This window comes from Streptomyces sp. SID8352 (assembly GCF_009862265.1).
Classification (GTDB): domain Bacteria; phylum Actinomycetota; class Actinomycetes; order Streptomycetales; family Streptomycetaceae; genus Streptomyces.
The window spans coordinates 177,296-199,266 of record NZ_WWGX01000035.1 but is presented as its reverse complement, the minus strand read 5'-3'; the positions used below and the strand labels follow the sequence as shown (position 1 = coordinate 199,266).

Genomic DNA, 21,971 nt, shown 5'->3' with positions numbered 1-21,971 from the left:
ACACGGGCCGGGCCCTGCGGACGAGGGCGACACGACGGCAGGACCCAGCACCCGAAAGGAGCAGCCATGCGAGCGGCCGTACTGAACTCGGCGCCAGGCCGTCTGGACCTGGAAGAGGTCGAGATCGACGCGCCCGGACCGCACGAGGTGCTCGTGCGCACCGCCGCCGTCGGCCTGTGCCACAGCGATCTGCACTACCTCGACGCCGTCTTCGCCACCGGCCTGCCGGAGGTCCTCGGCCACGAGGCGGCCGGCGTCGTGGAGGAGGTCGGCGAAGAGGTCCGCTCGGTCCGGCCCGGCGACCACGTCGTCACCTGTCTGACCGTCTTCTGCGGGCACTGCCGCTACTGCACGGACGGACGGCTGTCCCTGTGCGCCAACCGGTCAGCGCTGCACAGCCGGCCGCGCCCCGCCCTCGTCAACGCCGACGGCACCGCCGTGGGCCGGATGAGCGGGATCGGCGGGTTCGCCGAGCGGATGCTCGTCCACGAGAACGGGCTGGTCACGATCACGCCGTCGATGCCCCTGGACCGCGCCTGCCTGATCGGCTGCTCGGTGATGACGGGAGCAGGCGCGGTCTTCCGCGCGGCACGCGTGCGGCCGGGCAGCGACGTCGCCGTCTTCGGCTGCGGCGGGGTGGGCATGGCTGCCGTCCAGGGAGCCCGGCTGGCCGGCGCGAACCGCGTCGTGGCCGTCGACATCAGCCCGGACAAGCTGGCCCTGGCCTGCTCCATGGGCGCCACCCACACCGTCGACGCCCGCGACGGTGACGTCGTCGGCACCGTGCGGGCGCTCACCGGCGGCGGCGTCGACTACTCCTTCGAGGCCATCGGCAGGCGCGAGACCGCCGAACAGGCCTTCCACGCCCTGGCCCCCGGGGGAACGGCCACCGTGCTCGGCATGATCCCCGCCGACCAGCCGCTGAGCATCCCGGGCACCGAACTGTTCCTCCACGAGAAGCGGCTCCAGGGGTCCTTCATCGGGTCGAACCAGTTCCGGGTCGACATCCCCCGCTTCGTCGACCTCTACCAGCAGGGCCGCCTCAGGCTCGACGAGATGGTCTCCCGGGTGCTGCCCCTGGAGGAGATCAACGACGGCTTCCACGCCCTGCGTTCGGGAACGGTCAACCGCGTCGTCGTCACGATGGAGCGGCAGCCGTGAAACCGCTGATCGGCATCACCGGGCGCCGACTGCCCGCGGCGTCCCTGCCCCTTCTCGAAGAGCGCTACCGCCACACCCGAATAGACATGTACTTCACCGACTTCCCCCGCCGGGTGCACCGAGCCGGCGGCATCCCCGTGGAACTCCCCTACGAGGCGGGCACCCGGGAGACCGTGACCCGGCTCGACGGGCTGGTCATCACCGGTGGCCATGACATCCACCCCGCGCTGTGGGGCGGCGGGCCCGACGACGCGGCGGGCCCGATCGACGTCCTGCGCGACGAGTACGAGATCGCCCTCGCCACCGCCGCGCTGGACCTGCTCCTCCCCGTCCTGGGGGTCTGCCGCGGCGCCCAGGTGCTGAACGTGGCCCGGGGCGGGCAGCTCGTCCCCCACCTGCCGGACCACCCGGTCGACCATGTGTCCGGCACGCTGCCGGTCCACACGCTCCAGCACGAGGTCCGCCTGGCCGAGGGCTCGCTCGCCCGCCGGCTCTACGGCCCCAGCACCCGGGTCAACTCCCTGCACCACCAGGCCGTCGGGCGCTGCGGCAGAGGAATCACCGTGACCGGCCGCGCCCCCGACGGCACCGCCGAGGTCATCGAGGTACCCGGCTCCCCGGTCCTGGGAGTGCAGTGGCACCCGGAGTGGATGAGCGGCCCCGACCCGGCGTTCGAGTGGCTGGCCGCGGTCTCGGCGGGCCGGGCCGCCGCCCACCGGGGCGCGCCATGAGACCGTCCGAGTACGCCTCGCTCGACGGCACCGCGCTGGCCGCCCTCCTGCGTGCGGGAGAGGTCACCGCCGAGGAGGTCCGCCGTGCGGCCCGGTCGTGCATCGTCCGGGTCGACACCGAGCTGAACGCCACCGTCGGCGGGGTCCTGGCCGACCCGCCGGCCCATGACCCCGGCGGCCCCTTCGCCGGTGTCCCCTTCGCCGTGAAGGACCTGGTCTGCCACGCCGAGGGGCTGCCCCAGCAGAGCGGCAGCCTGCTGTGCGCGGACACCGTCGCCGACCACGACACCCATCTGATGCGCCGGTGGCGTGCCGCGGGACTCGTCACCCTGTGCCGGACCACCACCCCCGAGTTCGGCCTGAGCTGCTCCACCGAGTCCCGGGCGACCGGCATCACCCGCAACCCGTTCCGTCTCGACGCGACTCCCGGCGGCTCCAGCGGCGGCTCCGCCGCGCTCGTCGCCGCCGGCGCGCTGCCCTGGGCGCACGCCAATGACGCCGCCGGGTCCATCCGGATCCCCGCCGCCCTGTGCGGGCTGGTCGGGCTGAAGCCGACCCGGGGCCGCATCCCCTCCGGTCCGGACGCCGACGACCCCCTGTTCGGGCTGTCGGCCGAGTTCGCCCTCACCCGGACCGTCCGCGACAGCGCGGCCCTGCTGGACGCCGTCGCCGGGTGGGAGCCCGGGGAGCGCTACCAGCTCCCGGCACCCGGCCTCCCCTACTCCCGCGCCGTCAGGCGGGACCCGCCGCGGCTGCGGATCGCCTTCACCTCCACTCCCCCGCTGACGGCACGTGTCGACACCGCGCACCGGCGCGCCGTGGAGGAGACCGCCGCCGTGCTGGAAGCACTCGGCCACGAGGTCACCGAGACCCCTCTCGCCCTCGATCCGGACGAGTTCGTCGAGAACAGCGCGCGCCTGTGGTCGGCGTCCGTCGCGGACACCGTCGGCGGCTTCGCCCGGGACCGCAGCACCTATGAGACCGACCGGCTGCTGGAGCCGGTCACCCGGGTGTTCGCCGCACAGGGGCGGACCCAGCGCTGGAGCGACGTCTCCGCCGCCCGAGGCTGGCAGAACCGGCTGACGCGCGCGGTGGCCCGGCAGTTCCGGTCCTTCGACCTGCATCTGACGCCCACCGTCGCCCGTACCGCGTGGCCGGTCGGCCTGCTCGGTCTCGACCAGCACGTGGAGCGGCCCGCGCAGTGGCTGGCCCGGTTGTTCGAGTTCGTGCCCTTCACCCCCCTCCACAACGTCACCGGCCAGCCCGCCATCAGTGTTCCCGCCGGCTTCGACGACGGGCTCCCGGTGGGCGTACAGCTGGCCGCCCACCCCGGGCGCGAGGACCTGCTGCTGTCCGTGGCCGCACAGCTTGAGCGGGCCGCCGGCGCACCCGCGCCGCGCCCGACCGTCCACGCGGCTCCGCCCGCCGCGTCACCCCAGGAAGGCAGTTGACCGACATGCCCCGCACCCTTGCCGAGTGGGAGACCCTGGCCTCGCGCACCGCGCTCCCGGCCGGAATGTGGATCGACGGCGCGATCACGACCGAGGGGAGCGAGGCTCCCGTCGAGGTGATCGGCCCCCGCGACGGCAGGACACTGACCGCTCTGCCGGCCGCCGGAGCCGGGGAGGTGGACCGGGCTGTCAAGGGCGCCCGTGCCGCCTTCGAGGCGGGCCACTGGTCGCGTGCCACGGCCGAGCACCGAGGCCGGGTCCTGCAGCGCTGGGCCGGTCTCGTGGAGGAGCACCGCGACGAACTCGCCCTGCTCATCACCCTGGAAATGGGCAAGCCGGTCACGGCCTCCCGTGACGTGGAGGTCACGGCGTGCGTCTCGGCACTGCGCTGGTACGGCGAGGTCTCCGGAAAGCTCCTCGACGAGTCCCCCCGCGGGCTCACCGACGCGCTCGCGCTGGTCACCCGGGAGCCGGTCGGCGTGGTCGGCGCCATCACTCCCTGGAACATGCCGGTCACCCTGCTGTCCTGGAAGCTGGGGGCCGCGCTGGTGGCCGGCAACAGTGTCGTGGTCAAGCCGGCCGCGCAGTCGCCCCTGTCGGCACTGCTCCTGGCCCGCCTCGGCACGGAGGCGGGCCTGCCGGACGGGGTCCTCCAGGTCCTCGTCGGCACCGGTCCGGTGGCGGGCTCGGCGCTCGCGCTCCACGACGGGGTGGACTGCCTGACCTTCACCGGGTCCCCGGAGGTCGGCAAGCGGCTCCAGTCCTGCGCCGCCCGGTCGAACGCGAAGCCGGTGTGGCTCGAACTCGGGGGCAAGACCCCCTTCGTGGTGCTGCCCGGCGCCCGCCTCGACGCCGCCGCCGACGCGCTCGCCTGGGGCATCACCTTCAACTCGGGCCAGCTCTGCACCGCGGCCTCGCGGCTGATCGTCCACCGGGAGATCGCCGGGGAGTTCACCGCCTCGGTGGTGGACCGGATCGCGGCACGCGTGGTGGGCGACCCGCTCGACCCGGCGGTCGACATGGGCCCCGTGGCGAGCGAGCGGCACCGCGAGTCCGTCCTGTCCGACATCCGCCGCGGCATCGACGAGGGAGCCGAACTGGTCCACGGCTCGGCCAGTCCACGGCCCGGAGACGGCTGGTACCTGGAACCGGCGGTGCTCACCGGTGTCGGCCCGAAGTCGTCCCTGGCCCAGGAAGAGGTCTTCGGTCCCGTGCTGTCGGTCATCACCGCGGCGGACACCGAGGACGCCGTGCGGCTGGCCAACGACTCCCGGTTCGGGCTCGGCTCGTCCGTGTGGACCGGGGACGTCTCGACGGCCCTGTCCGCGGCCCGCCGGATCGACGCCGGAACGGTCTGGGTCAACTGCTTCGAGGAGGGCGACATGTCCGTGCCCTTCGGCGGCCGCAAGCTCTCCGGCCACGGCGCGGACAAGAGCCTGCACGGCATCGACAAGTTCACCACCCTCAAGACCACCTGGATCGCCCTGTGAACACGGCCCCACGCGACCCGCGGATCGTCATCGTCGGCACCGGCTTCGGAGGCGTGTGCGCGGCGATCCAGCTCCGCCGCGCCGGCTTCTCGGACATCGTCATCCTGGAGCGCGCCGGTGACGTCGGCGGCACCTGGCGCGACAACGACTACCCCGGCTGCGCCTGCGACGTGCCGGCCGTCCTGTACTCCTTCTCGTTCGCCCCCAACGCCGACTGGAGCAGCGTCTACTGCGGCCATGACGAGTTGTACGCCTACCTGCGCCGGACCGCGGACCGGTACGGGCTGCGGCCGCTGATCCGCTTCGGCAGCGAGGTGACCGGAATGCGGTTCGACGAGGCGGCGGCGGTCTGGGAGGTCTCCACCGCGGCGGGTGAGACCCTCGTCGCCGATGTCGTGGTCAACAGCACCGGAACCCTGAGCCGGCCCGCCGTGCCCCGCCTTCCCGGTCTGGAGGACTTCGAGGGCACGTCCTTCCACTCCGCCGACTGGGACCACGGCCACGACATGGGCGGCGAACGCGTCGCCGTCATCGGCACCGGTGCCAGCGCCATCCAGTTCGTGCCCGAGATCGCCCCCCTCGCGGACCATGTGGACGTGTACCAGCGCACTCCTCCCTGGGTGATGCCCCGCGCGAACCGGCGCTACGGCACACGCGAGCGCGCGCTGTTCAGGAGGCTTCCGGCGGCGCAGCGGGCTGTGCGCTGGAAGACGTACTGGGACTTCGAGTGGCTCGCCCGCGGGTTCCTCGGCGGGCGCAGGGCCGTGGACGTCTACCGCCGCGGCGCCGAGCGGTACATCGAGGAGTCGATCCCCGACCCCGTCCTGCGCAGGGCGGTCACACCGGACTACGACCCGGGCTGCAAACGCCGGCTGATCTCCGACGACTGGTACCCGGCCCTGCTGCGGGACGACGTCGACCTCGTGACCGCCGGGATCAGGGAGATCAGGGCCCGGTCCATCGTCACGTCCGACGGTGTGGAGCGGCCCGCCGACACGATCGTGTTCGGCACCGGTTTCGCCGCCACCGACTTCCTGGCGCCGATGAAGGTGGTCGGTGTCGGCGGGGTGGAGCTGTCCTCGGCGTGGCGGGCGGGTGCGGCGACCCACCTGGGCGTGGCCGCCTCCGACTTCCCCAACCTGTTCCTGGTGATGGGCCCGAACACCGCTCTGGGACACAACTCGATCGTGTTCATGATCGAGGCCCAGGTGCGCTACATCGTGGCCGCGCTGGGGCACCTGCGCCGCTCGGGAGCGTCCGCCCTGCAGCTGAAGCGCAGTGTGCAGGACCGGACGTACACGCAGGTGCAGAAGCGTCTGGGCGGCACCGTCTGGGCCTCGGGCTGCAGCAGCTGGTACCTGAAGCAGGACGGACGCAACGACTCCCTCTGGCCGGCGACGACCGTGGAGTACTGGTGGCGGACCCGCCGCTTCTCACCGAAGGCGTTCAACGAGTACGAACCCCGCCCGCCCCTCGGCCCGCGCACGGCGAAGGAGCCCGCCGCCGGCCGTCCCCACTCACCCGAAGGATGACCGCCATGACCCGTACCCTCTCGCGACGGACCGCCCTTGTCACCGGAGGCACGATCGGTATCGGCAGGGAGATCACCCGAAGGCTCCTCGACGAGGGCGTCGACGTCGTCATCGTCGGCCGCCGCCGGGAACTGCTCGACGCGACCGTGCGGGAGCTGACGGCCGCCGCCGGGGAAGGCAGCGGAACGGTCAGCGGTGTCGCCGCGGACGTGGCGGTCGTCGAGGACCTCGACCGCGTGGTGGCCGCGGCGCTCGAGCCGTCCGGCCGTATCGACATCCTGGTCAACAACGCCGGTGTCTTCGACGACGCGACGCTGCTGAGCCTGCCGAAGGAATCCTGGGACCAGGTCATCGCGGTCAACCTGACCGCGCCGTTCCTGCTCACCCAGCGCGTCGGCAAGGTCATGGCCGGGCAGGGGCACGGCGCGATCGTCAACCTGGCGTCGGTCGACGGCCACGGGGTCGACGGCAGCTACGTCGCCTACAACGTCTCCAAGGCCGGTGTTCTGCATCTGACCCGGCAGACGGCCGTGGAGCTCGGCCCCCTGGGCATCCGCTGCAACTCGGTCAGCCCCGGCTGGACCAGGACTCCGATGGTGGAGTCCGCCCTCAGCGAGGAGCAGCTCCGGGTCATGGCCGACGGGTGGAAACGCTCGCCGAACCGCCGCATGGTCACGCCCGGGGAGGTGGCCGCGGCGGTCGTGTTCCTCGCCGGTGACCAGGCCTCCGGCATCAACGGCACCGACATCGTGGTGGACGGCGGCACCATCTCCAACCTCTACCTGCTGGAGACGCTGCCCGGCTGAGCCGGCCCGTCCCGCCAGGTGAGACCAGTGAACGTGAGGAGACATACATGAGCCCTACTCCCCCTGCGGACCTGAGGGGCAGGACCGTCGTGGTGACCGGGGCCGGCAGCGGCATCGGGGCGGCCTGCGCCGAGGTGTTCGCGCAGACGGGCGCCGACGTGGTGCTCGTCGACCGGGACCGCGCGGCGGTCGAGGCCCGGGCCGGGGCCGTCGGCGGAACGGCTGTCGTGGCCGACCTGTCGTCCCCCGAGGCCGTGGAGGCTCTCGGTCTCACCGGGGACGTCCTGGTCAACAACGCCGGCTTCCAGCACATCGCCCCTGTCACCGGGTTCCCGGTGGACACCTTCCGGACGATGCAGTCGCTCATGGTCACCGCCCCGTTCGTGCTGGCGCGGTCGATGCTGCCGGGCATGTACGCCCGCGGCTGGGGCCGCATCGTGAACATCTCCTCCGTTCACGGACTGCGCGCCTCCGCGTTCAAGTGCGCGTACGTGGCCGCGAAGCACGGGCTGGAGGGGCTGTCGAAGACGATCGCGCTGGAGGGCGGACCGCACGGGGTGACGTCGAACTGCGTCAACCCCGGCTATGTCCGCACGCCGCTCGTCGCAGGTCAGATCGCCGCCCAGGCGGCCACCCGAGGAGTCCGCGAGGACCGGGTGGTCGACGAGGTGCTGCTCGCGAAAAGCGCGGTCAAACGGCTCGCCGAGCCCCGTGAGGTCGCGGAACTGGCGGTCTTCCTGTGCGGTCCCGCCGGGTCCATGGTCAACGGCGCGTCGCTGCCGGTGGACGGCGGCTGGACCGCGCAGTGACCGCCCCGGAGGTTCCCCACGTCCCCTCGTCCGTCCTTTCCCGTCCCTGGAGTCGTGAGTTGAACAAGTTGTGTGCCTCCGCGGCGGACGCCGTCGCGGACATCGGATCCGGCGCCTCGGTCGCCGTGGGCGGCTTCGGGCTGTGCGGCGTCCCGTCGGTCCTGATCGCCGCGCTGTACGAGCAGGGGGCCGGGTGTCTGGAAGTGGTCTCCAACAACTGCGGGACGGACGACTGGGGCCTGGGCGTTCTGCTGCGGGCCGGACGCATCTCACGGGCCGTCGGCTCGTACGTCGGCGAGAACAGGGAGTTCGCCCGGCAGTACCTGTCGGGTGAGCTGGAACTGGAGCTCACCCCGCAGGGCACGCTGGCGGAGCGGCTGCGTGCCGGAGGCTGCGGCGTCCCGGCCTTCTACACGCCCGCCGGGGTCGGGACCCAGGTGGCCGAGGGCGGACTGCCCTGGCGCTACGCCTCCGACGGGACGGTCGCCGTCGCCTCTCCTCCCAAGGAGATCCGTTCCTTCGACGGGCGGGACCATGTGCTGGAGACCGGCATCACCACCGGTTTCGCCCTGGTGCGGGCCGCACGCGGCGACGGCCACGGCAACCTCGTCTTCGACGCCTCCGCACGCAACTTCAACCCCTTGGTGGCGATGGCCGGCCGGGTCACGATCGCCGAGGTGGAGGAACTGGTGGAACCTGGCTCCATAGCCCCGGCCGACGTCCACCTCCCCGGTGTTTTCGTACAGCGCGTCGTGGCGCTGACCGCAGATCAGGCCGCGGACAAGAGGATCGAGAAGAGGACGGTCCGCGCACCGTACTCGGGCGGGGAGGTGACCTCCTGATGGCGTGGACCAGGGACGAGATGGCCGCCCGGGCGGCGGCGGAGCTGGAGGACGGCTCCTACGTCAATCTCGGCATCGGGCTTCCGACGCTGATACCCGGCCACCTTCCCGCGGGGGTGCACGTGGTGCTGCACTCGGAGAACGGCATCCTCGGCACGGGCCCGTACCCCGCCGCGGACGAGGTCGATCCGGATCTGATCAACGCCGGCAAGGAGACCGTGACGGTTCTGCCAGGGGCCTCGTTCTTCGATTCGGCGCTCTCGTTCGGCATGATCCGGGGCGGTCACGTGGACACCGCCGTCCTGGGCGCGATGCAGGTCTCCCGGACGGGTGACCTCGCCAACTGGTCCGTCCCCGGAAAGATGATCAAGGGCATGGGGGGTGCGATGGACCTCGTCCACGGAGCCCGCCGCGTCATCGTCCTGATGGACCATCTGGCCAGGGACGGTTCGCCCAAGCTCGTCGAGCGGTGCACGCTCCCGCTCACCGGCCGGGCCTGCGTGGACCGTGTGGTCACCGGTATGGGAGTCATCGATGTGACGGCCGACGGGCTCGTGCTGAGGGAGCTCGCCCCGGGGGTGACGCCGCGGGAGATCCGCGCGGCGACCGGCGCGGACCTGTCCGGCTGCCCGTGATCCCCCGCCCGGTCCGATGACGCCTCCTGGCCCGCTGCCCCCGGGACACCGCGCGGGTCCCCGGGGCGTCCGGGTCCTCGTCCGGCCCGGGGCGGGCCGGTGCCCCGGGCGGCGTCCGGGGCCCCTGGCGGGCAGGGCCGTCCCCGGCGCGGCGCCGGCGGCCGGTCGACGCGGCCCGGCCGGTGGGCCACCTACATGGTGGCCCACCGGCCTCGTCGAGTCGGGGTCCGACAACCGCCCGCGCCCTTCGCACGGGATGACCGGCCGCGCCCGGTCGGCGGAACGTCGGCGCGTCCCGCACTTCGTCCGTCCCGGGTACGCGGGACGGACGAAGTGCGGGACCAGGGTGACGGCATCGTGAGCATGGTTGCGATCAGCGCACCGCGGTTCCGTCGAGGTCCCCGCCACCGGGGGTGTCTCCGCTGCCCAGCGCCGTCAGCACCTGGGTGAAGGCACCGGCCAGGTCGCCGACTTCGCCCTTGGTCATGGTGAGGGCCGGGGACACCTGCAAGGCCGTTCCCCCGATGACCCGGGTGAGCACCCCGGCCTCGCGCAAACCGGACAGAGCCGCGGTGGCCAACGCCGGGTCGCCCAGTTCCACGGCCGCCAGGGCTCCTGTCCCCGAACGCACCGAGCGCACCACGGCCAGGTCCGCCACCGGCGCGAAGGCCTCCGCCAGGTCCTTCTCCAGTCGGGCCGCCCCGTCCACCAGATGCTCGTTCTCCAGCAGTTCCAGGTTGCGCAGGGCCGCTGCCGCCGCAGCAGCGTGCCCTCCGTAGGTGTACCCGTGCCGAAAGGCGCCCGCCTTCCCGGCGAAGAAGGGCTCCGCCAGCTCTGGAGAGACCAGTACCGCGCCCATAGGGGCATACCCTGAGGTCAGCCCCTTCGCTGTGAGAACGAGGTCCGGTTCCAGGCCGAAGCGGCTGCTGGCGAACCACGCCCCTCCGATGCGTCCGTAGCCCGTAATGACCTCATCGGCGATGAACGGGATGCCCGCCTCTCCGCACACCTGGCGTACGCCGCGGAGATAGCCCTCGGGAGCCGGATGCACCCCGCCCGCCCCGATCACCGGTTCGCAGAAGAACCCCGCGATCCGTTCGGCGCCCAGGCGTCCGACGGCCTTCCGCAGAGCCTCCACGCTGTCCCAGGCGACCACTTCCGTCTCGATCGGAGCGACTCCGTAGCCGTCGCGGTTGGAGGGGATGCCGGCCAGCGCCGTACCCGCCAGATGCATGCCGTGATACCCGTGCTCACGAGACAGGAAGATCCGCCGCTGTGGCTGCCCGCGGAGCGTCCAGGTGCGCAACAGCAGCTTCACCGCCGTGTCCACCCCGTCGGATCCGCCGTTGGTGAAGAAGACGGAGGCCTGCGCCATGGGCGCGATGCCGGCCAGCCTGGCCGCCAGTTCCGTGGCCACGGGTGTGGTCAGATCCCCGAATCCCGAATAGGCGGCCAACCTGGTCATCTGAGCCGCGGCAGCCTGGGCGATGCACTCGCGGCCGTGCCCGACGTTGGCGAACCAGAGCCCGGCAGTGGCATCCAGATAGCGGCGTCCTTGGACGTCCCACACGTGTACGCCCTCACCGCGGTCCAGACTGAGCATCCCCGTCCTCTGGACCTGGGCCATGTCAGCGAAACCGTTCCACAGAGAGCGGCTGGTCATGTTGTCCTCCTGTGATTGACGTCGTCCCGGGTCGCGGACCCGAGCGGTTCGCAGCCTGCGCGCGGCGGCATGACGGCGGGCGTCCCCGCCCGGTTGCACGGTGTCGTCCTCGCGGCACCGCGGCCGATGAGGCTGGTGCCCCACCGGCCGCGCGCCGGCATCCAGGGGTCACGTGTTCCCGCCCGGACACCGGCCGGCCGACGGGAGCGTCGGACGGAACTCCGCAGCGTTCCCGGCTCCTTCTCCTGCGCCTCCATGACGGAGGCGCTCGGGGAGCGCCACCTCCGAGCCCCTGATCCGTCCCGGGCTACTTGCCCAAGGTGAGACAGGAGCGGAACGGTTCCCCGATGGCGCGTGAGGAGCCGTCGGCAGCGTCCCAGTTCACGTACCGGGCTCTGACCTCGACGCATTCCTCCTCGGCTCCTTCAGCGGTGGGCCGCGTGATCAGGTAGCTGACGGTGAGGCTGGTGCGGCCGACCTCGGCGTCCTGGACCAGCACCTGGAGTTCGTCATCCAGGAGGGCCGGGGCCAGGAATCGGGCTTGTACCTCTCCGACCACCAGATCCAGCCCTTGGGCTGCCAGGGAGGCCCAGCCCCGGCCGGTCACGGTTCGGACCCACTCGGTCAGGGCATCGTCCACGATCGCGAAGTAGCAGCCGTGGAACACATGCCCCTGCGCGTCAACCTCGTGAATCCGCACCCGGTGTCGGTGGACCACCGTCATGGCGTCGGCACTCCGATCGCGCGTGCCCGTTCCAACACCGATTTCGCACGCCGGACATCTGCCGCGTCGATCAGCGCTCCGTCCAGCGTTGCCGCCCCGTGTCCGGCACCGGCAGCCTGCCGGTACGCCTCCACCACGCGCCTGGCGAACGCCAGTTCCGCCTCCTGAGGTGAGAACACCTCGTTGGCGATCTCGATCTGCGAGGGGTGGATGGCCCACTTGCCCTGGTATCCGAGATCGGCCACCATCGCGCACAGGGCTCGGTAGCCCTCCCCGTCCCGGAACGCCCCGTACGGCCCGTCGACCGCGGCGACCTTGGCCGCGGCCGCGGCGAGCGCTATCTGGGAGCGGGTGTGGTGGTAGAAGTCACCGGGGTGGCGCGGGAGCCACCCGTCGATGGCGTCGACGGTGGCCCCGATGGCCGCCGTCAGATCCGCCGGCCCGAACATCAGCGAACGCACACGCCTGCTCGACGTGGCGATCTCGTGCGCGTTCAGTACGGCGGCGGGCTCCTCGATCAGCACCTCCAGACCAATCTGCCGATCGATTCCGGCCACCGCCTCAACCTGTTCGAGGAGGGTGGCGACCCACCAGACGTCCCGGGCCGTGGTGACCTTCGGCACGACGATCGTGTCCAGCGATGATCCGGCGCCGGTGACCACGTCGATGACGTCCTGGTATCCGAAGGGGCTGGTGACCGCGTTCATCCGGATCGACCGGGTGCCGGGCTTCCAATCCAGATTGGCGAGTGCCCAGGTCGCTCGTTGCCGAGCCTCGTCCTTGCTCGTGTCGGCGACGGCGTCCTCCAGGTCCAGGAAGACCTGGTCGGCCTGGCTGGCGGCGGCCTTGCGGATCATTGACTCGCTGTCACCGGGGGTGGACAGGACACTCCTGCGCGGGTTCACCTGGAACTCTCCTTCATCGGGTCGGCGCGGTGAAGGGGCGTGGGCGACTGGCCGCCGGACGTGAGGCGGGCTTCTCGCCTCGTGTCGGACACCACCACACCCCGGTCGACAAGTTCTTGAACGGCGGCTTCGGAGAAGCCCAGTTCCGAAAGGACCACGGAGTTGTGTTCTCCCAGATAGGGGGCCCTGTGGTAGTCCAGTCGGCTGTCGGTCATCTTGATCGGGTTCCCCGCGATCTGCACTGCCCGGCCCGACGGGTCCTCCACATGCGGGAGCATGCCCCGGATCTGTGCGTGGGCATCGGCATAGATGTCGCTGATGGAATTGACCGGACCGACCGGGATGACTCCGCCCAGTGTCCGGAGGACCTCACCGGTCGTCAGGTGCCTGCTCCAGTCCTCCACCACTCGGCGCACCTCGGCGCTGTGCGCCGTCCGCTCCTCGTTGGTCGCGAAGGCCGGGTCGTCCACCAGTTCCGGCCGTCCCATCAACCGGGCCAGTTCGGCCCAGTGGTGGTTGCCGGGAGCGGCCAGCGCGACCCATCCGTCCGAGGTGGGGTAGACCCCAAAGGGACACAGAATGGGGTGCTCATTGCCGATTCTGGTAGGTACCGCTCCGGTGTAGGAGTGCTGGTACACCAGGCGTTCGCACAGACTCAGGATCGCGTCGAGCATCGCCACGTCGACGAAGCCTCCGCGGCCGGTGCGCTCGCGCCGGTGGACCGCCGAGAGGATTCCCACGGCCAGCAGCGTCGCCGGGAAGATGTCACCGATGCCCGGACCCACCTTGGTGGGCGGACCGCCCGGTTGCCCGTTGACCTCCATCAGTCCGCCCATGGCCTGAGCCACAACGTCGTAGGCGGGCCAGTCACCGTACGGGCTGCGCCCCGTCCGGTCGTCCCCGAATCCGCGCAGCGCGGCGTAGATCAGCCTTGGGTTGGCCTGTGCCAGGGTCTCGTATCCGCAGCCGGCCCGCTCCATGACTCCGGAGCGGTAGTTCTCCACCACGATGTCGCACCGTCGCACTATCCGCTGCACCGCGTCGGCGGCCCCCGGTGCCTTCAGGTTCAGCACCAGGCTCCGCTTGTTCCGGTTGACGCTCTGGAAGTAGCCGCCGAAGACGCGCTCCGCATCGCCCGGGACCCATGGGCCCTCGCCTCGGGTGATGTCCCCCTTCGGAGATTCGATCTTGATGACGTCGGCTCCCAGGTCGGCCAGCAGCATGGTCGCGAACGGACCTGAGAGGAACTGGGTGAAGTCGGCGACCACCAGTCCGGCCAAGGGCTTGTCGGCCTGCGCCCGTTCCTCCGCCTCCATGCCCGGCCTCGCACTCATCGACTGCTCCAGTGGCTCGCGCGCTTGACCACGATGCTGCGCGTCCCCTGGAACAGCAGCCGGTCCTGGGCATCCAGCCCGTAGTGGGTCCAGGTCCGGGTGGCGGTGTCGGGGGTGGGCCCCTCACCGGCTCCGATGAGTTCGGAGCAGGCGTAGACGGTGGTGCCCTCGAAGACGGGCCGGTGCAGACGCACCCCTGTGAGTTCGCTCTCCCACAGCGCCGTCTCCGCTGTGTCCTGGGTGGCCAGGCCGAGGACCAGGGAAGCGGTGACACCGCCGAAGACCGGCTTGCTCTTGAACTCGCCGTCCTGGACGAAGTGCTCGTTGAAGTGGTCCTGAGCGGTGTTCATGGCGATGTGGGTCAGCAGGGTGTGGTCGGCCGCCGTGATCGTCTTGCCTCGCTGGTGCTTCAGCACCGAGCCGATGCCGTAGGTCTCGGCGTAGGTGTCACCCGTCATGTCACTGATCTCCCGGGACCGGTGGACCTCCCAGTCGGCGGGCACCGTCGCCTCGGGCGAGGAGACCGCACCGGGGGCGGGATGGTCGGGTGAAGGCAGGTCGGAAGCCGACCCGGCCAGCACGACGAGGTTGGTCCGTTCGAAACTGAGCGCCAGCTCTCCGCCCACCCACCCCCGGGTGAGCCAGGTGACGATGCCGGTGTCCGGACGCGACCGGGACAGACGGCGGGAGATGACCGTGCTGTTCGCGGTGATCGTCTCACCCACGCGGACCCGGCGGTGGAAACGCAGCCGGTCGACCCCGAGGAAGGGGCCGCCGAGTTCACTCAGGTCCTCCACGCTGAGCCCGAAGGCGACAAGGAAGGCCAGCATGGGGTGGCACAGATCCGGCTCCAGGCCGTGGGCGCGCACGTACTCCCGGTTGAAGTACAGCGGGTTGTAGGACAACGTCAGGGCCACGAAGGACGAGTTGTCCGACTCCGTAATCGTCCGGCCCCAATGATGCCGGAAGGTCCTGCCGGGTGTGAACTCCTCGTACAGAAGACCTCGCACTACCGGTGTGGCACGGGCCTTGAGCCCGTCGACCACGGCATCACCGCGTGTCATGGCTGTCACCGCCTCCTCGTACGTCTCTGCCGGGCAACGCGGGAGAGAAGATCCACAGCACCTTCGTCGTGCCGATCTCGTCCGCGTTGCGGAAATGATGGGCGGCCTTGGGGAACGTGAACGCATCACCCTGGTGAAGCAGGACCACATGGTCCTCGAAGGTGATGGCGAGGCGGCCACTGATCACGTACACGAACTCGACATCGACAGGAAGGTCGTAGAACTCGTCACCGCTTCCGCCGCGCGGCCCGATTTCGGAAAGGATTGCCTGAATTCGGCGCTCACTCGTGGGCGTGAGCAGCCATTCCTGAAGATCGACCCCACCGAAGTCGATCGGCTGGGAGTGCGCGGCCGTCAGCGACTGCGCGGAGGAATCGGTGAGCAGGTCGGTCAGTGAGGTCTCGAGCGCCTCGCAGATCCGGACCAGTGCCGCGACCGAGGCGGTGCTGACGCCGTTCTCCACCCTGGACAGGTATCCGGGCGTCAGGCCGGCCAGCGCCGCTACGTCGGCCAGCGTCTTGCGCTGAGCAAGCCGCACCTCACGGGCCCGCAACCCGAACCCTTTGGTGAGTTCGTTCGTGACGCGGCTCTCAGCTGCTCCCATGGGCGTTCCTCTCCTCGTCGATCCCGGCGGACGCCGCGCGCAGCCGGATCGTCACGGTCTTGGACTGCTGATAGTGCTCCAGCGCCTCCAGCCCCTTCTCCCGCCCGTACCCGCTGAAGCGGCGACCGCCGAACGGGGTCTCCTCTCCGCCGGCGAAGTACTCGTTCACGAAGACCTGACCGGCGTCCAGACGTGCCGCGACGCGATGCGCCCGGGTCAGGTCCCGAGTCCAGATTCCGGCGACAAGCCCGTAGTCGGTACCGTTGGCCAGCGCGATCGCCTCCTCGTCGGTGGAGAAGGGCTGGACGGTGAGCACAGGGCCGAACACCTCCTCCCGCAGGACAGCCGCGGTGGGAGGAACGTTGCTGAGCACCGTGGGCTGGACGTAGTAGCCGGCGGGCAGGCCGGCGTCGGTCACGGCTCCTCCTCCGAGGGCGACCGTCGCTCCGTCCGAACGAGCCCGCCGCAGGTGTGCCAGCACGGTCTCGAACTGTTCGGCCGTCGTCAGCGGTCCCACGTCCGGATCCCGTTCGCCGGGCCCCACCGTGAGAGCCTCCATGCGGGTGCAGACCTCCGCCTGCACCTGGTCGATGATGCTCTCGTGCACCAGCAGCCGGCTTCCGGCCGAACAGACCTGACCGGTGTTCAGGGTGATCGCGGTGACCGCGTCCTGAGACGCGGAGAGGATGTCGGCGTCCTCGAAGATGATGTGCGGCGACTTGCCGCCCAGTTCGAGTCCGACCGGAGCGACCCGGGCCGCGGCCCCGGCAGCCACGATCCGCCCCACGGCCAGGGAGCCCGTGAAGAACACCTTGCCGATCGCCGGGTGGGCCACGACGGCCGCACCCGCCTCGGTCCCGTGCCCGGGAACCACGTTGAGCAACCCCGCGGGCAGCCCCGCCCGTACGGCCAGCCGCCCCAGCCGGAGCGCCGTCAGAGGGGTGTGCTCATCCGGCTTGAGCACCACGGCGTTACCCGCGGCAAGAGCGGGTGCGACAGAGCGGGCGGCCTGCTGCAACGGGGCATTCCACGGCACGATCACGCCGACCACCCCGAAGGGTTCACGTCGGGTATAGGACAGGTATTCCTCACCCAGGGGGATGGTGTGGCCGCCGATCTTGTCCACCGCACCGGCGTAGAACTCGAAGTACCGTGCCGCGCTGGCGACGTCGAAACGGGACTCGCGCAGGGGTTTTCCGGTGTTCCGCGTCTCCAGGACGGCGAGTTCGTCGGCGTGGTCGCGCAGTTCCCGGGCCATGCGCGCCAGCACTCGTCCGCGCTCGGCCGGGACGAGGGCCGCCCAGCGCTCCTGGGCGACACTCGCGCTGTGGACGGCCGCCTCGACATCGTCCGCCCCTCCCATCGCGCAGGTGGCGAACGCGGTACCCGTGGAGGGGTCGATGACAGGGGCGACCGAGCCCGAACGCGCCGGTGCGTCGGCGCCGTCAAGGACGAGCAGCCACATCCGCCCGGTCATCGGCTGCCGACCTGGACTCGTACCTCGACGACCGCCGGAATGCCCGCCCGCACCTGTTCCAGGGCCTGGCTGAGTGCCTCGTCCAGGTGTGCGGCGTCCTCGACGCGCACGCCCCATGCCCCACCCGACGCCGCGGCGACACCGACCAGGTCGATGTTCGGGGTCAGGTCGGCCATGAACTCGCCCTGGGCCACAGCCGTGCCACCGGGATACTGCTCGGCGGTGGCGATCTCCACCGCTTCCCAGGCGCTGTTGTTGAACACGACGGTGAGGAACGCGGCCCCGTACTTGCGGGCGCCCCAGTAGACGGCCGAGGGCGCACCGAACACGAAGGCTCCGTCAGCGACGGCCACCACCACGTCGCGCTCCGGATGCGCCAGCTTGGCTCCGAGGCCGGCCCCCAGTCCCCAGCCCAGCGAGGACCCCCCGGGACCGAAGTACGTCCCGGGTCTGTTCCTGCCGGTCAGCAGGCGGGTGTACTTCTGGCTGGAGATGCTCTCGTCCATCAGGATGGCGTCCTCGTCCAGCAGCCTCCCCAGCGCCTCGGCCACGAGTCGGGGCGCGATGCCGGGGCCCTGGGTGGGGGTGGCGACGAGGTTCGCGCGGAAGTCACGGCCGGCCCGGCGGACACGGTGGCGGCGCTGCCGTATCTGCTCCGCCCTCGATGACCGCTCCTCGTGGAGGCGTTCACGCAGGGCGCGGAGAGTGGCGGCGCCGGATGCCTGCACGACCAGGTCCGCCTCGACGTCGATCAGTCCGATGTCCAGCTTCTCGACGTCTGCGTCCACATGCACGACCCGGCTCCGCGGACCGGCCTGCGCACGCAGGGGCAGCCACGGCATGTCGCAGTCCAGGACCACGATGAGATCGGCCCCGGGCAGGAGGGCCGCGGCGTCCGAGCCCGCGTGCAGCTCGTGGTCGCGCGGGAAGTTCAGGACGTCGGAGGAGACCTCGACCACCGGCACCGCCCAGTCCTCGGCGAACTCGACCAGGGCCGGAACGGCCAGGGGGTCCCTGCCCAGGTAGCTGGTCACGATCAGGGGGGCCTGCGCGTCGCGGATCAGGCCGGCCAGTGTGTCCATGGCCTCAGGAGCCGGGACGGTCTGCACCGGCCGGTAGTCACGGGGCGACGCGGACTCCGAGACCGCGACCTCCTGTGCGAGGGGCTCACGGGCGGCCATCAGGTACACCGGTCCCCCCAGCGGTGCTCCCGCCACGCGCAGGGCGCGCCGCACCAACTGGCGTACGTTCAGCGCCGTCTTCACCTCGTAGCTCCAGCGCGTGTACGGCCGGACGATACCCATCTGGTCGGGAATGTCCTGCCAGTACTGGACGGGGTTACTACGAGAGCCCGGCAGTTCGCCGTTGGTCGTCCAGGGCGACTGCCCGGATATGATCACCACGCCGATGTGACCGCGGTTCACGTTGTGGAGCATTCCGCCCAGATTGGCGGTACCCACGTCGACATGCACGAATACGGCCTGCACGCGGCCGGTGGCCTGTGCGTATCCGGCGGCCGCGGCGATCGCCACCACCTCGTGCTGGCAGAGCACGACCTTCGGCGTGGGCAGCCCTGCCGCCCGGCGCCGGGCGAAGGCCTCGATGATGGCCGGGTAGTCGGTCCCGACGTTCGCGAAGACGTATTCCACACCGCCGCGTTGAAGCTCGTCGACCAGTGCGTCGGCGCCCGTCTCCATCAGCGCGGCATCAGTCATCTCAGACATTCCCGTCCTCACTGGACGCGCAGAAGGCGCTGGCGCGCGACTGTCGCGCGTCAGAATCGAGAACCTGCTCGGGAGAACCGAACTCCATCACTTTCCCCTTCTCCATGAATGCCACGACATCGCTGACCTTGCGGGCGAATGCCATTTCGTGGGTGACGATGAGCATCGTCATGCCGTCTGCGGCGAGGTCCGCCACCACGTCGAGGACCTCCCGGACGAGTTCCGGGTCCAGGGCACTGGTGATCTCATCGAGGAGGAGCAGCCTGGGCCTCATGGCCACCGCCCGGGCGATGCCGACGCGCTGCTGCTGTCCGCCGGAGAGCCGCCCCGGGTACTCGTGCGCCTTGTCGGCGAGGCCGACCCTGGCGAGCAGCCGGCGCGCCCGCTCCTCCGCCTCGGCCCGTGGCTCGTTCTTGACCTTCGTCGGGCCCACCGTGATGTTCTGCAGCACCGTCATGTGCGGGAACAGATTGAAGTGCTGGAAGACCATTCCGATGCCCGCCCGCCGATCGGTGCGCTCACGATCGGAGACCTCGTAGCGGCGCCCGTTGCGGATCGCATACCCACGGGGGACCCCGTAGACGTCGAGTTCGCCCCCGTCGATGTTCTCCAGGAGGTTGACGCAGCGCAGGAACGTGCTCTTACCCGCGCCGCTCGGGCCGAGAAGGGTACAGACCTGTCCTTCGCGCACGGTCAGGTCGACACCTTGGAGGACCTCATGACCGCGGTAGGACTTGCGGACACCCTGTGCCCGCAGGGCTATGGGCCGTCCCGGTTCGTTGGCGTTCATGAGGTTCCCCTCCCGGCAAAGGCGAGCCGCTGGAAGAACCCGAAGCCGCCGCTGTCCTCCATTCGCCCCCTGCCCAGTCGGCGCTCCACCTGTGACTGGACGGCGGTGAAAGCGGTGGTGAGCAGCAGATACCAGAACGTGGCCACGATGAGCAGCTCCACCACCATGAAGTTGTGAGCGTAGATGTTCTTGGCCTGTGTCAGCAGATCGGACCCGGCGATGACCGAGACCAGTGAGGTGGTCTTGAACAGGGTGATGAACTGATTTCCGGTCGGCGGCACAATGATCCGGAACGCCTGGGGCAGCACCACGAATCGCATCACCTGCGAACGCCGCATGCTGAGAGAGTCCGCCGCGTCGAACTGCCCCTTCTCGACTCCCAGGATTCCGCTCCGTACGACCTCTGCCATGTAGGCACCCTCGTTGAGACCCAGTCCGAGGATCGCCGCCACGAATCCGGTCAGGATCTGGTTGGTCTCCACCTCCACGAAACTGGGGCCGCCCGGAATCCCGAGGCTGAGCTGGGGGAAAAGGGCGGCAAGGTTGTACCAGAGGATCAGCTGGACCAGGAGTGGCGTGCCGCGGAAGAACCATATGTAGCCCCCGGCGGCTCCTCGCACTATGACATTGGGGGAACGCCGCATGACAGCAAGAACAACCCCCAGAACGGTGCCCATCAGCATGGCGACACAAGTCAGCAGGATGGTGACACCGACACCGGTCAATATGCGATCGTCAAAGAGGTACTCTCCGACGGTGTCCCAGCGCAGGTTCGGGTTGAAGGCGAAAGCCGCGAACAGCCAGACCCCGATCAGGGCGACGAGGACCGACGAGACGATCCGGGCCGGGTGCCTGCGGGGATGGATCGCGGTCGAGTCCCTTTCCTTCTGTGACCTTCGGCCGGGTCTCGGCGCGCTATTCAATTTCGCCGCCGTTGATGGTCGCCTTCTCGACCGCGCCTTCGGTGAGCCCGTACTTCTCCAGGAGCTTCTGGTAGGTTCCCTCTTCGATCAGCTTGTCCAGGGCGTCACGGAACGCCCGCGCCGATTCGAGGTCACCCTTCGCCAGGCCGATCGAGTACTGACCCCGGCCGAACTCGTCCGGCAGCTGGCCCGCGATCTCGACGTGCACCTGTTTCCCCTTCTCGGGGGTCACGTAGCTCTGCGCGGCGGCGTACCCGAGGGTGTAGGCGTCGACCTGCTTGCTCCGCAGCGCCAGGACGGCCTCGGGGGCGGAGGGGTAGGTCCCGATGTTGATCTCGGACTTGCCCGCCTTCTTGCATTCCTGGCTCTGCTTCCGCATCCGCTCCTCACCGATCCAGCCGGCCTCGATGGCCAGGTCGAGGCCGCAGAGATCCGTCGCCTCGTTGATCTCTTTCGGGTTCCCCGAGGGAACCATGATGGCGCCCCGGTTATTGAAGTAGTTCACGAAGGTGACCTGCTCACGGCGCTCGGCGGTGTCGGTCATTCCGGAGACGATGACGTCGACACGGCGGGCGGACAGGGCAGGTATGAGTCCGGCGAAACTGTCGATGGCCACAATCTCGGTCCTGACACCGAGCGGGCCCGCGAGTGCTTTCATGAGTTCGACGTCGAATCCTTCGATCTTTCCGTCGACCTCCTGCTCGAAGGGCGGGAATCCGGGCTGGAGCCCGTGGCGGATGACGCCGGTCTTCCGCACGCTGCTGCCAAGCCGCTCGTCAGCTTTACCGGCCGACGCAGGAGCTTTGTCACCCGAGTTGCCTGAACATGCTGCCGTGGCACACAGGACACTGATCACCGAGATCCCGATGACTGCCTTTACGGTGCGCACCATTCATCCTCCTGAGAGGTCTGCGGCCCTGCTGCTTAAAGGACCGCGCCGGTTGGCGTAGACGGAGCATCAACCAAGGGTTCCTGGCAGTCAATACATGTTTCCTGGAGGGTGACGGCGTTTTACCGCCCGTCCCGCTCCGCCGGGAACCGGTGCGGGCAAGCCCCCGGAAGATCTTCGGGCAGTACCCGTCGTCGGTTCGCACAAGGCGTTCGGCACTCGTTCACATCGCGGCGCGCAGAGTGAATTCCACACGAGTACGAGCTTCTCGACCTCTCCTCCGGCCTGCTGTTGCTGCTGGTCAGGGGGCGTGCCCTCGAGTCGTTCGGTCCGCTGTTCCGGCGGGACCGGAGTCAGCTCCTCATCGCCGCGCAGATCGCACACACCCCTGTACCCGGCCGACAGGACCGGGAAGGC

At 70.1% G+C, this 21,971-nt stretch carries 20 protein-coding genes; 9 read left to right on the top strand and 11 right to left on the bottom strand.

The window, feature by feature from the left end; all coding sequences use genetic code 11:
• Positions 1-66: 66 nt before the first annotated feature.
• Genes GTY84_RS12340 through GTY84_RS12300 form a run of 9 tightly spaced genes read left to right on the top strand, consistent with a single transcriptional unit; the run spans position 67 to position 9,457 of the window.
• Positions 67-1,161, top strand: a complete 1,095-nt coding sequence (locus GTY84_RS12340) for a Zn-dependent alcohol dehydrogenase (RefSeq protein ID WP_161226232.1) — start codon at positions 67-69, stop codon at positions 1,159-1,161.
• Positions 1,158-1,892, top strand: coding sequence for a gamma-glutamyl-gamma-aminobutyrate hydrolase family protein (locus GTY84_RS12335; protein WP_161226231.1), 735 nt, complete (start codon positions 1,158-1,160; stop codon positions 1,890-1,892). The genes GTY84_RS12340 and GTY84_RS12335 overlap by 4 nt, the downstream gene beginning before the upstream one ends.
• On the top strand, positions 1,889-3,343 hold the full coding sequence (locus tag GTY84_RS12330; protein WP_161226230.1) for an amidase: 1,455 nt from the start codon (positions 1,889-1,891) through the stop codon (positions 3,341-3,343). The genes GTY84_RS12335 and GTY84_RS12330 overlap by 4 nt, the downstream gene beginning before the upstream one ends.
• Before the next feature lie 5 nt (positions 3,344-3,348).
• Positions 3,349-4,833 (top strand): aldehyde dehydrogenase family protein, encoded by a 1,485-nt coding sequence (locus GTY84_RS12325; protein ID WP_161226327.1) that lies wholly within the window; start codon positions 3,349-3,351, stop codon positions 4,831-4,833.
• The gene (locus GTY84_RS12320) at positions 4,830-6,365 is read left to right on the top strand and encodes an NAD(P)/FAD-dependent oxidoreductase (RefSeq protein WP_161226229.1); all 1,536 of its coding nucleotides are present in this window, start codon (positions 4,830-4,832) and stop codon (positions 6,363-6,365) included. Before GTY84_RS12325 ends, GTY84_RS12320 begins: the two co-directional genes overlap by 4 nt.
• A gap of 5 nt (positions 6,366-6,370) precedes the next feature.
• A complete protein-coding gene (locus GTY84_RS12315; protein ID WP_161226228.1) occupies positions 6,371-7,171 on the top strand; it encodes an SDR family oxidoreductase in 801 nt (266 codons plus the stop codon).
• A 47-nt stretch (positions 7,172-7,218) separates the two neighbouring features.
• On the top strand, positions 7,219-7,980 hold the full coding sequence (locus GTY84_RS12310) for a 3-hydroxybutyrate dehydrogenase (RefSeq protein ID WP_161226227.1): 762 nt from the start codon (positions 7,219-7,221) through the stop codon (positions 7,978-7,980).
• Positions 7,981-8,039: 59 nt separating this feature from the next.
• Positions 8,040-8,822, top strand: coding sequence for a CoA transferase subunit A (locus GTY84_RS12305; protein WP_161226226.1), 783 nt, complete (start codon positions 8,040-8,042; stop codon positions 8,820-8,822).
• Positions 8,822-9,457 (top strand): CoA transferase subunit B, encoded by a 636-nt coding sequence (locus GTY84_RS12300; RefSeq protein WP_161226225.1) that lies wholly within the window; start codon positions 8,822-8,824, stop codon positions 9,455-9,457. The genes GTY84_RS12305 and GTY84_RS12300 overlap by 1 nt, the downstream gene beginning before the upstream one ends.
• A 373-nt stretch (positions 9,458-9,830) precedes the next feature.
• Here GTY84_RS12300 and GTY84_RS12295 read toward each other — a convergent pair whose 3' ends face one another.
• From GTY84_RS12295 to GTY84_RS12245, 11 genes are all read right to left on the bottom strand, one after another.
• Positions 9,831-11,120: an aminotransferase class III-fold pyridoxal phosphate-dependent enzyme gene (locus GTY84_RS12295; RefSeq protein ID WP_161226224.1), complete on the bottom strand. Its 1,290-nt coding sequence runs from the start codon at positions 11,118-11,120 to the stop codon at positions 9,831-9,833.
• Positions 11,121-11,427: 307 nt separating this feature from the next.
• Entirely contained in the window at positions 11,428-11,844 is a 417-nt protein-coding gene (locus GTY84_RS12290; protein ID WP_161226223.1) for a thioesterase family protein, read from the bottom strand.
• Entirely contained in the window at positions 11,841-12,749 is a 909-nt protein-coding gene (locus GTY84_RS12285; RefSeq protein WP_202550905.1) for a CoA ester lyase, read from the bottom strand. Before GTY84_RS12285 ends, GTY84_RS12290 begins: the two co-directional genes overlap by 4 nt.
• On the bottom strand, positions 12,746-14,083 hold the full coding sequence (locus GTY84_RS12280) for a CoA transferase (RefSeq protein WP_202550904.1): 1,338 nt from the start codon (positions 14,081-14,083) through the stop codon (positions 12,746-12,748). Before GTY84_RS12280 ends, GTY84_RS12285 begins: the two co-directional genes overlap by 4 nt.
• Positions 14,080-15,147 (bottom strand): MaoC family dehydratase, encoded by a 1,068-nt coding sequence (locus GTY84_RS12275; RefSeq protein ID WP_161226222.1) that lies wholly within the window; start codon positions 15,145-15,147, stop codon positions 14,080-14,082. The genes GTY84_RS12280 and GTY84_RS12275 overlap by 4 nt, the downstream gene beginning before the upstream one ends.
• Positions 15,134-15,751 carry an XRE family transcriptional regulator gene (locus GTY84_RS12270; protein ID WP_161226221.1) on the bottom strand — a complete coding sequence of 206 codons (618 nt, stop codon included), beginning with the start codon at positions 15,749-15,751 and terminating at the stop codon, positions 15,134-15,136. The genes GTY84_RS12275 and GTY84_RS12270 overlap by 14 nt, the downstream gene beginning before the upstream one ends.
• Entirely contained in the window at positions 15,738-17,228 is a 1,491-nt protein-coding gene (locus GTY84_RS12265) for an aldehyde dehydrogenase family protein (RefSeq protein WP_202550903.1), read from the bottom strand. The genes GTY84_RS12270 and GTY84_RS12265 overlap by 14 nt, the downstream gene beginning before the upstream one ends.
• Positions 17,225-18,952: a thiamine pyrophosphate-requiring protein gene (locus tag GTY84_RS12260; RefSeq protein ID WP_161226220.1), complete on the bottom strand. Its 1,728-nt coding sequence runs from the start codon at positions 18,950-18,952 to the stop codon at positions 17,225-17,227. The genes GTY84_RS12265 and GTY84_RS12260 overlap by 4 nt, the downstream gene beginning before the upstream one ends.
• Positions 18,945-19,742 (bottom strand): amino acid ABC transporter ATP-binding protein, encoded by a 798-nt coding sequence (locus tag GTY84_RS12255; RefSeq protein ID WP_161226219.1) that lies wholly within the window; start codon positions 19,740-19,742, stop codon positions 18,945-18,947. Before GTY84_RS12255 ends, GTY84_RS12260 begins: the two co-directional genes overlap by 8 nt.
• On the bottom strand, positions 19,739-20,665 hold the full coding sequence (locus GTY84_RS12250) for an amino acid ABC transporter permease (protein ID WP_161226218.1): 927 nt from the start codon (positions 20,663-20,665) through the stop codon (positions 19,739-19,741). Before GTY84_RS12250 ends, GTY84_RS12255 begins: the two co-directional genes overlap by 4 nt.
• Positions 20,658-21,422 carry an ABC transporter substrate-binding protein gene (locus GTY84_RS12245; RefSeq protein ID WP_161226217.1) on the bottom strand — a complete coding sequence of 255 codons (765 nt, stop codon included), beginning with the start codon at positions 21,420-21,422 and terminating at the stop codon, positions 20,658-20,660. The genes GTY84_RS12250 and GTY84_RS12245 overlap by 8 nt, the downstream gene beginning before the upstream one ends.
• Between the last annotated feature and the right edge of the window lie 549 nt (positions 21,423-21,971).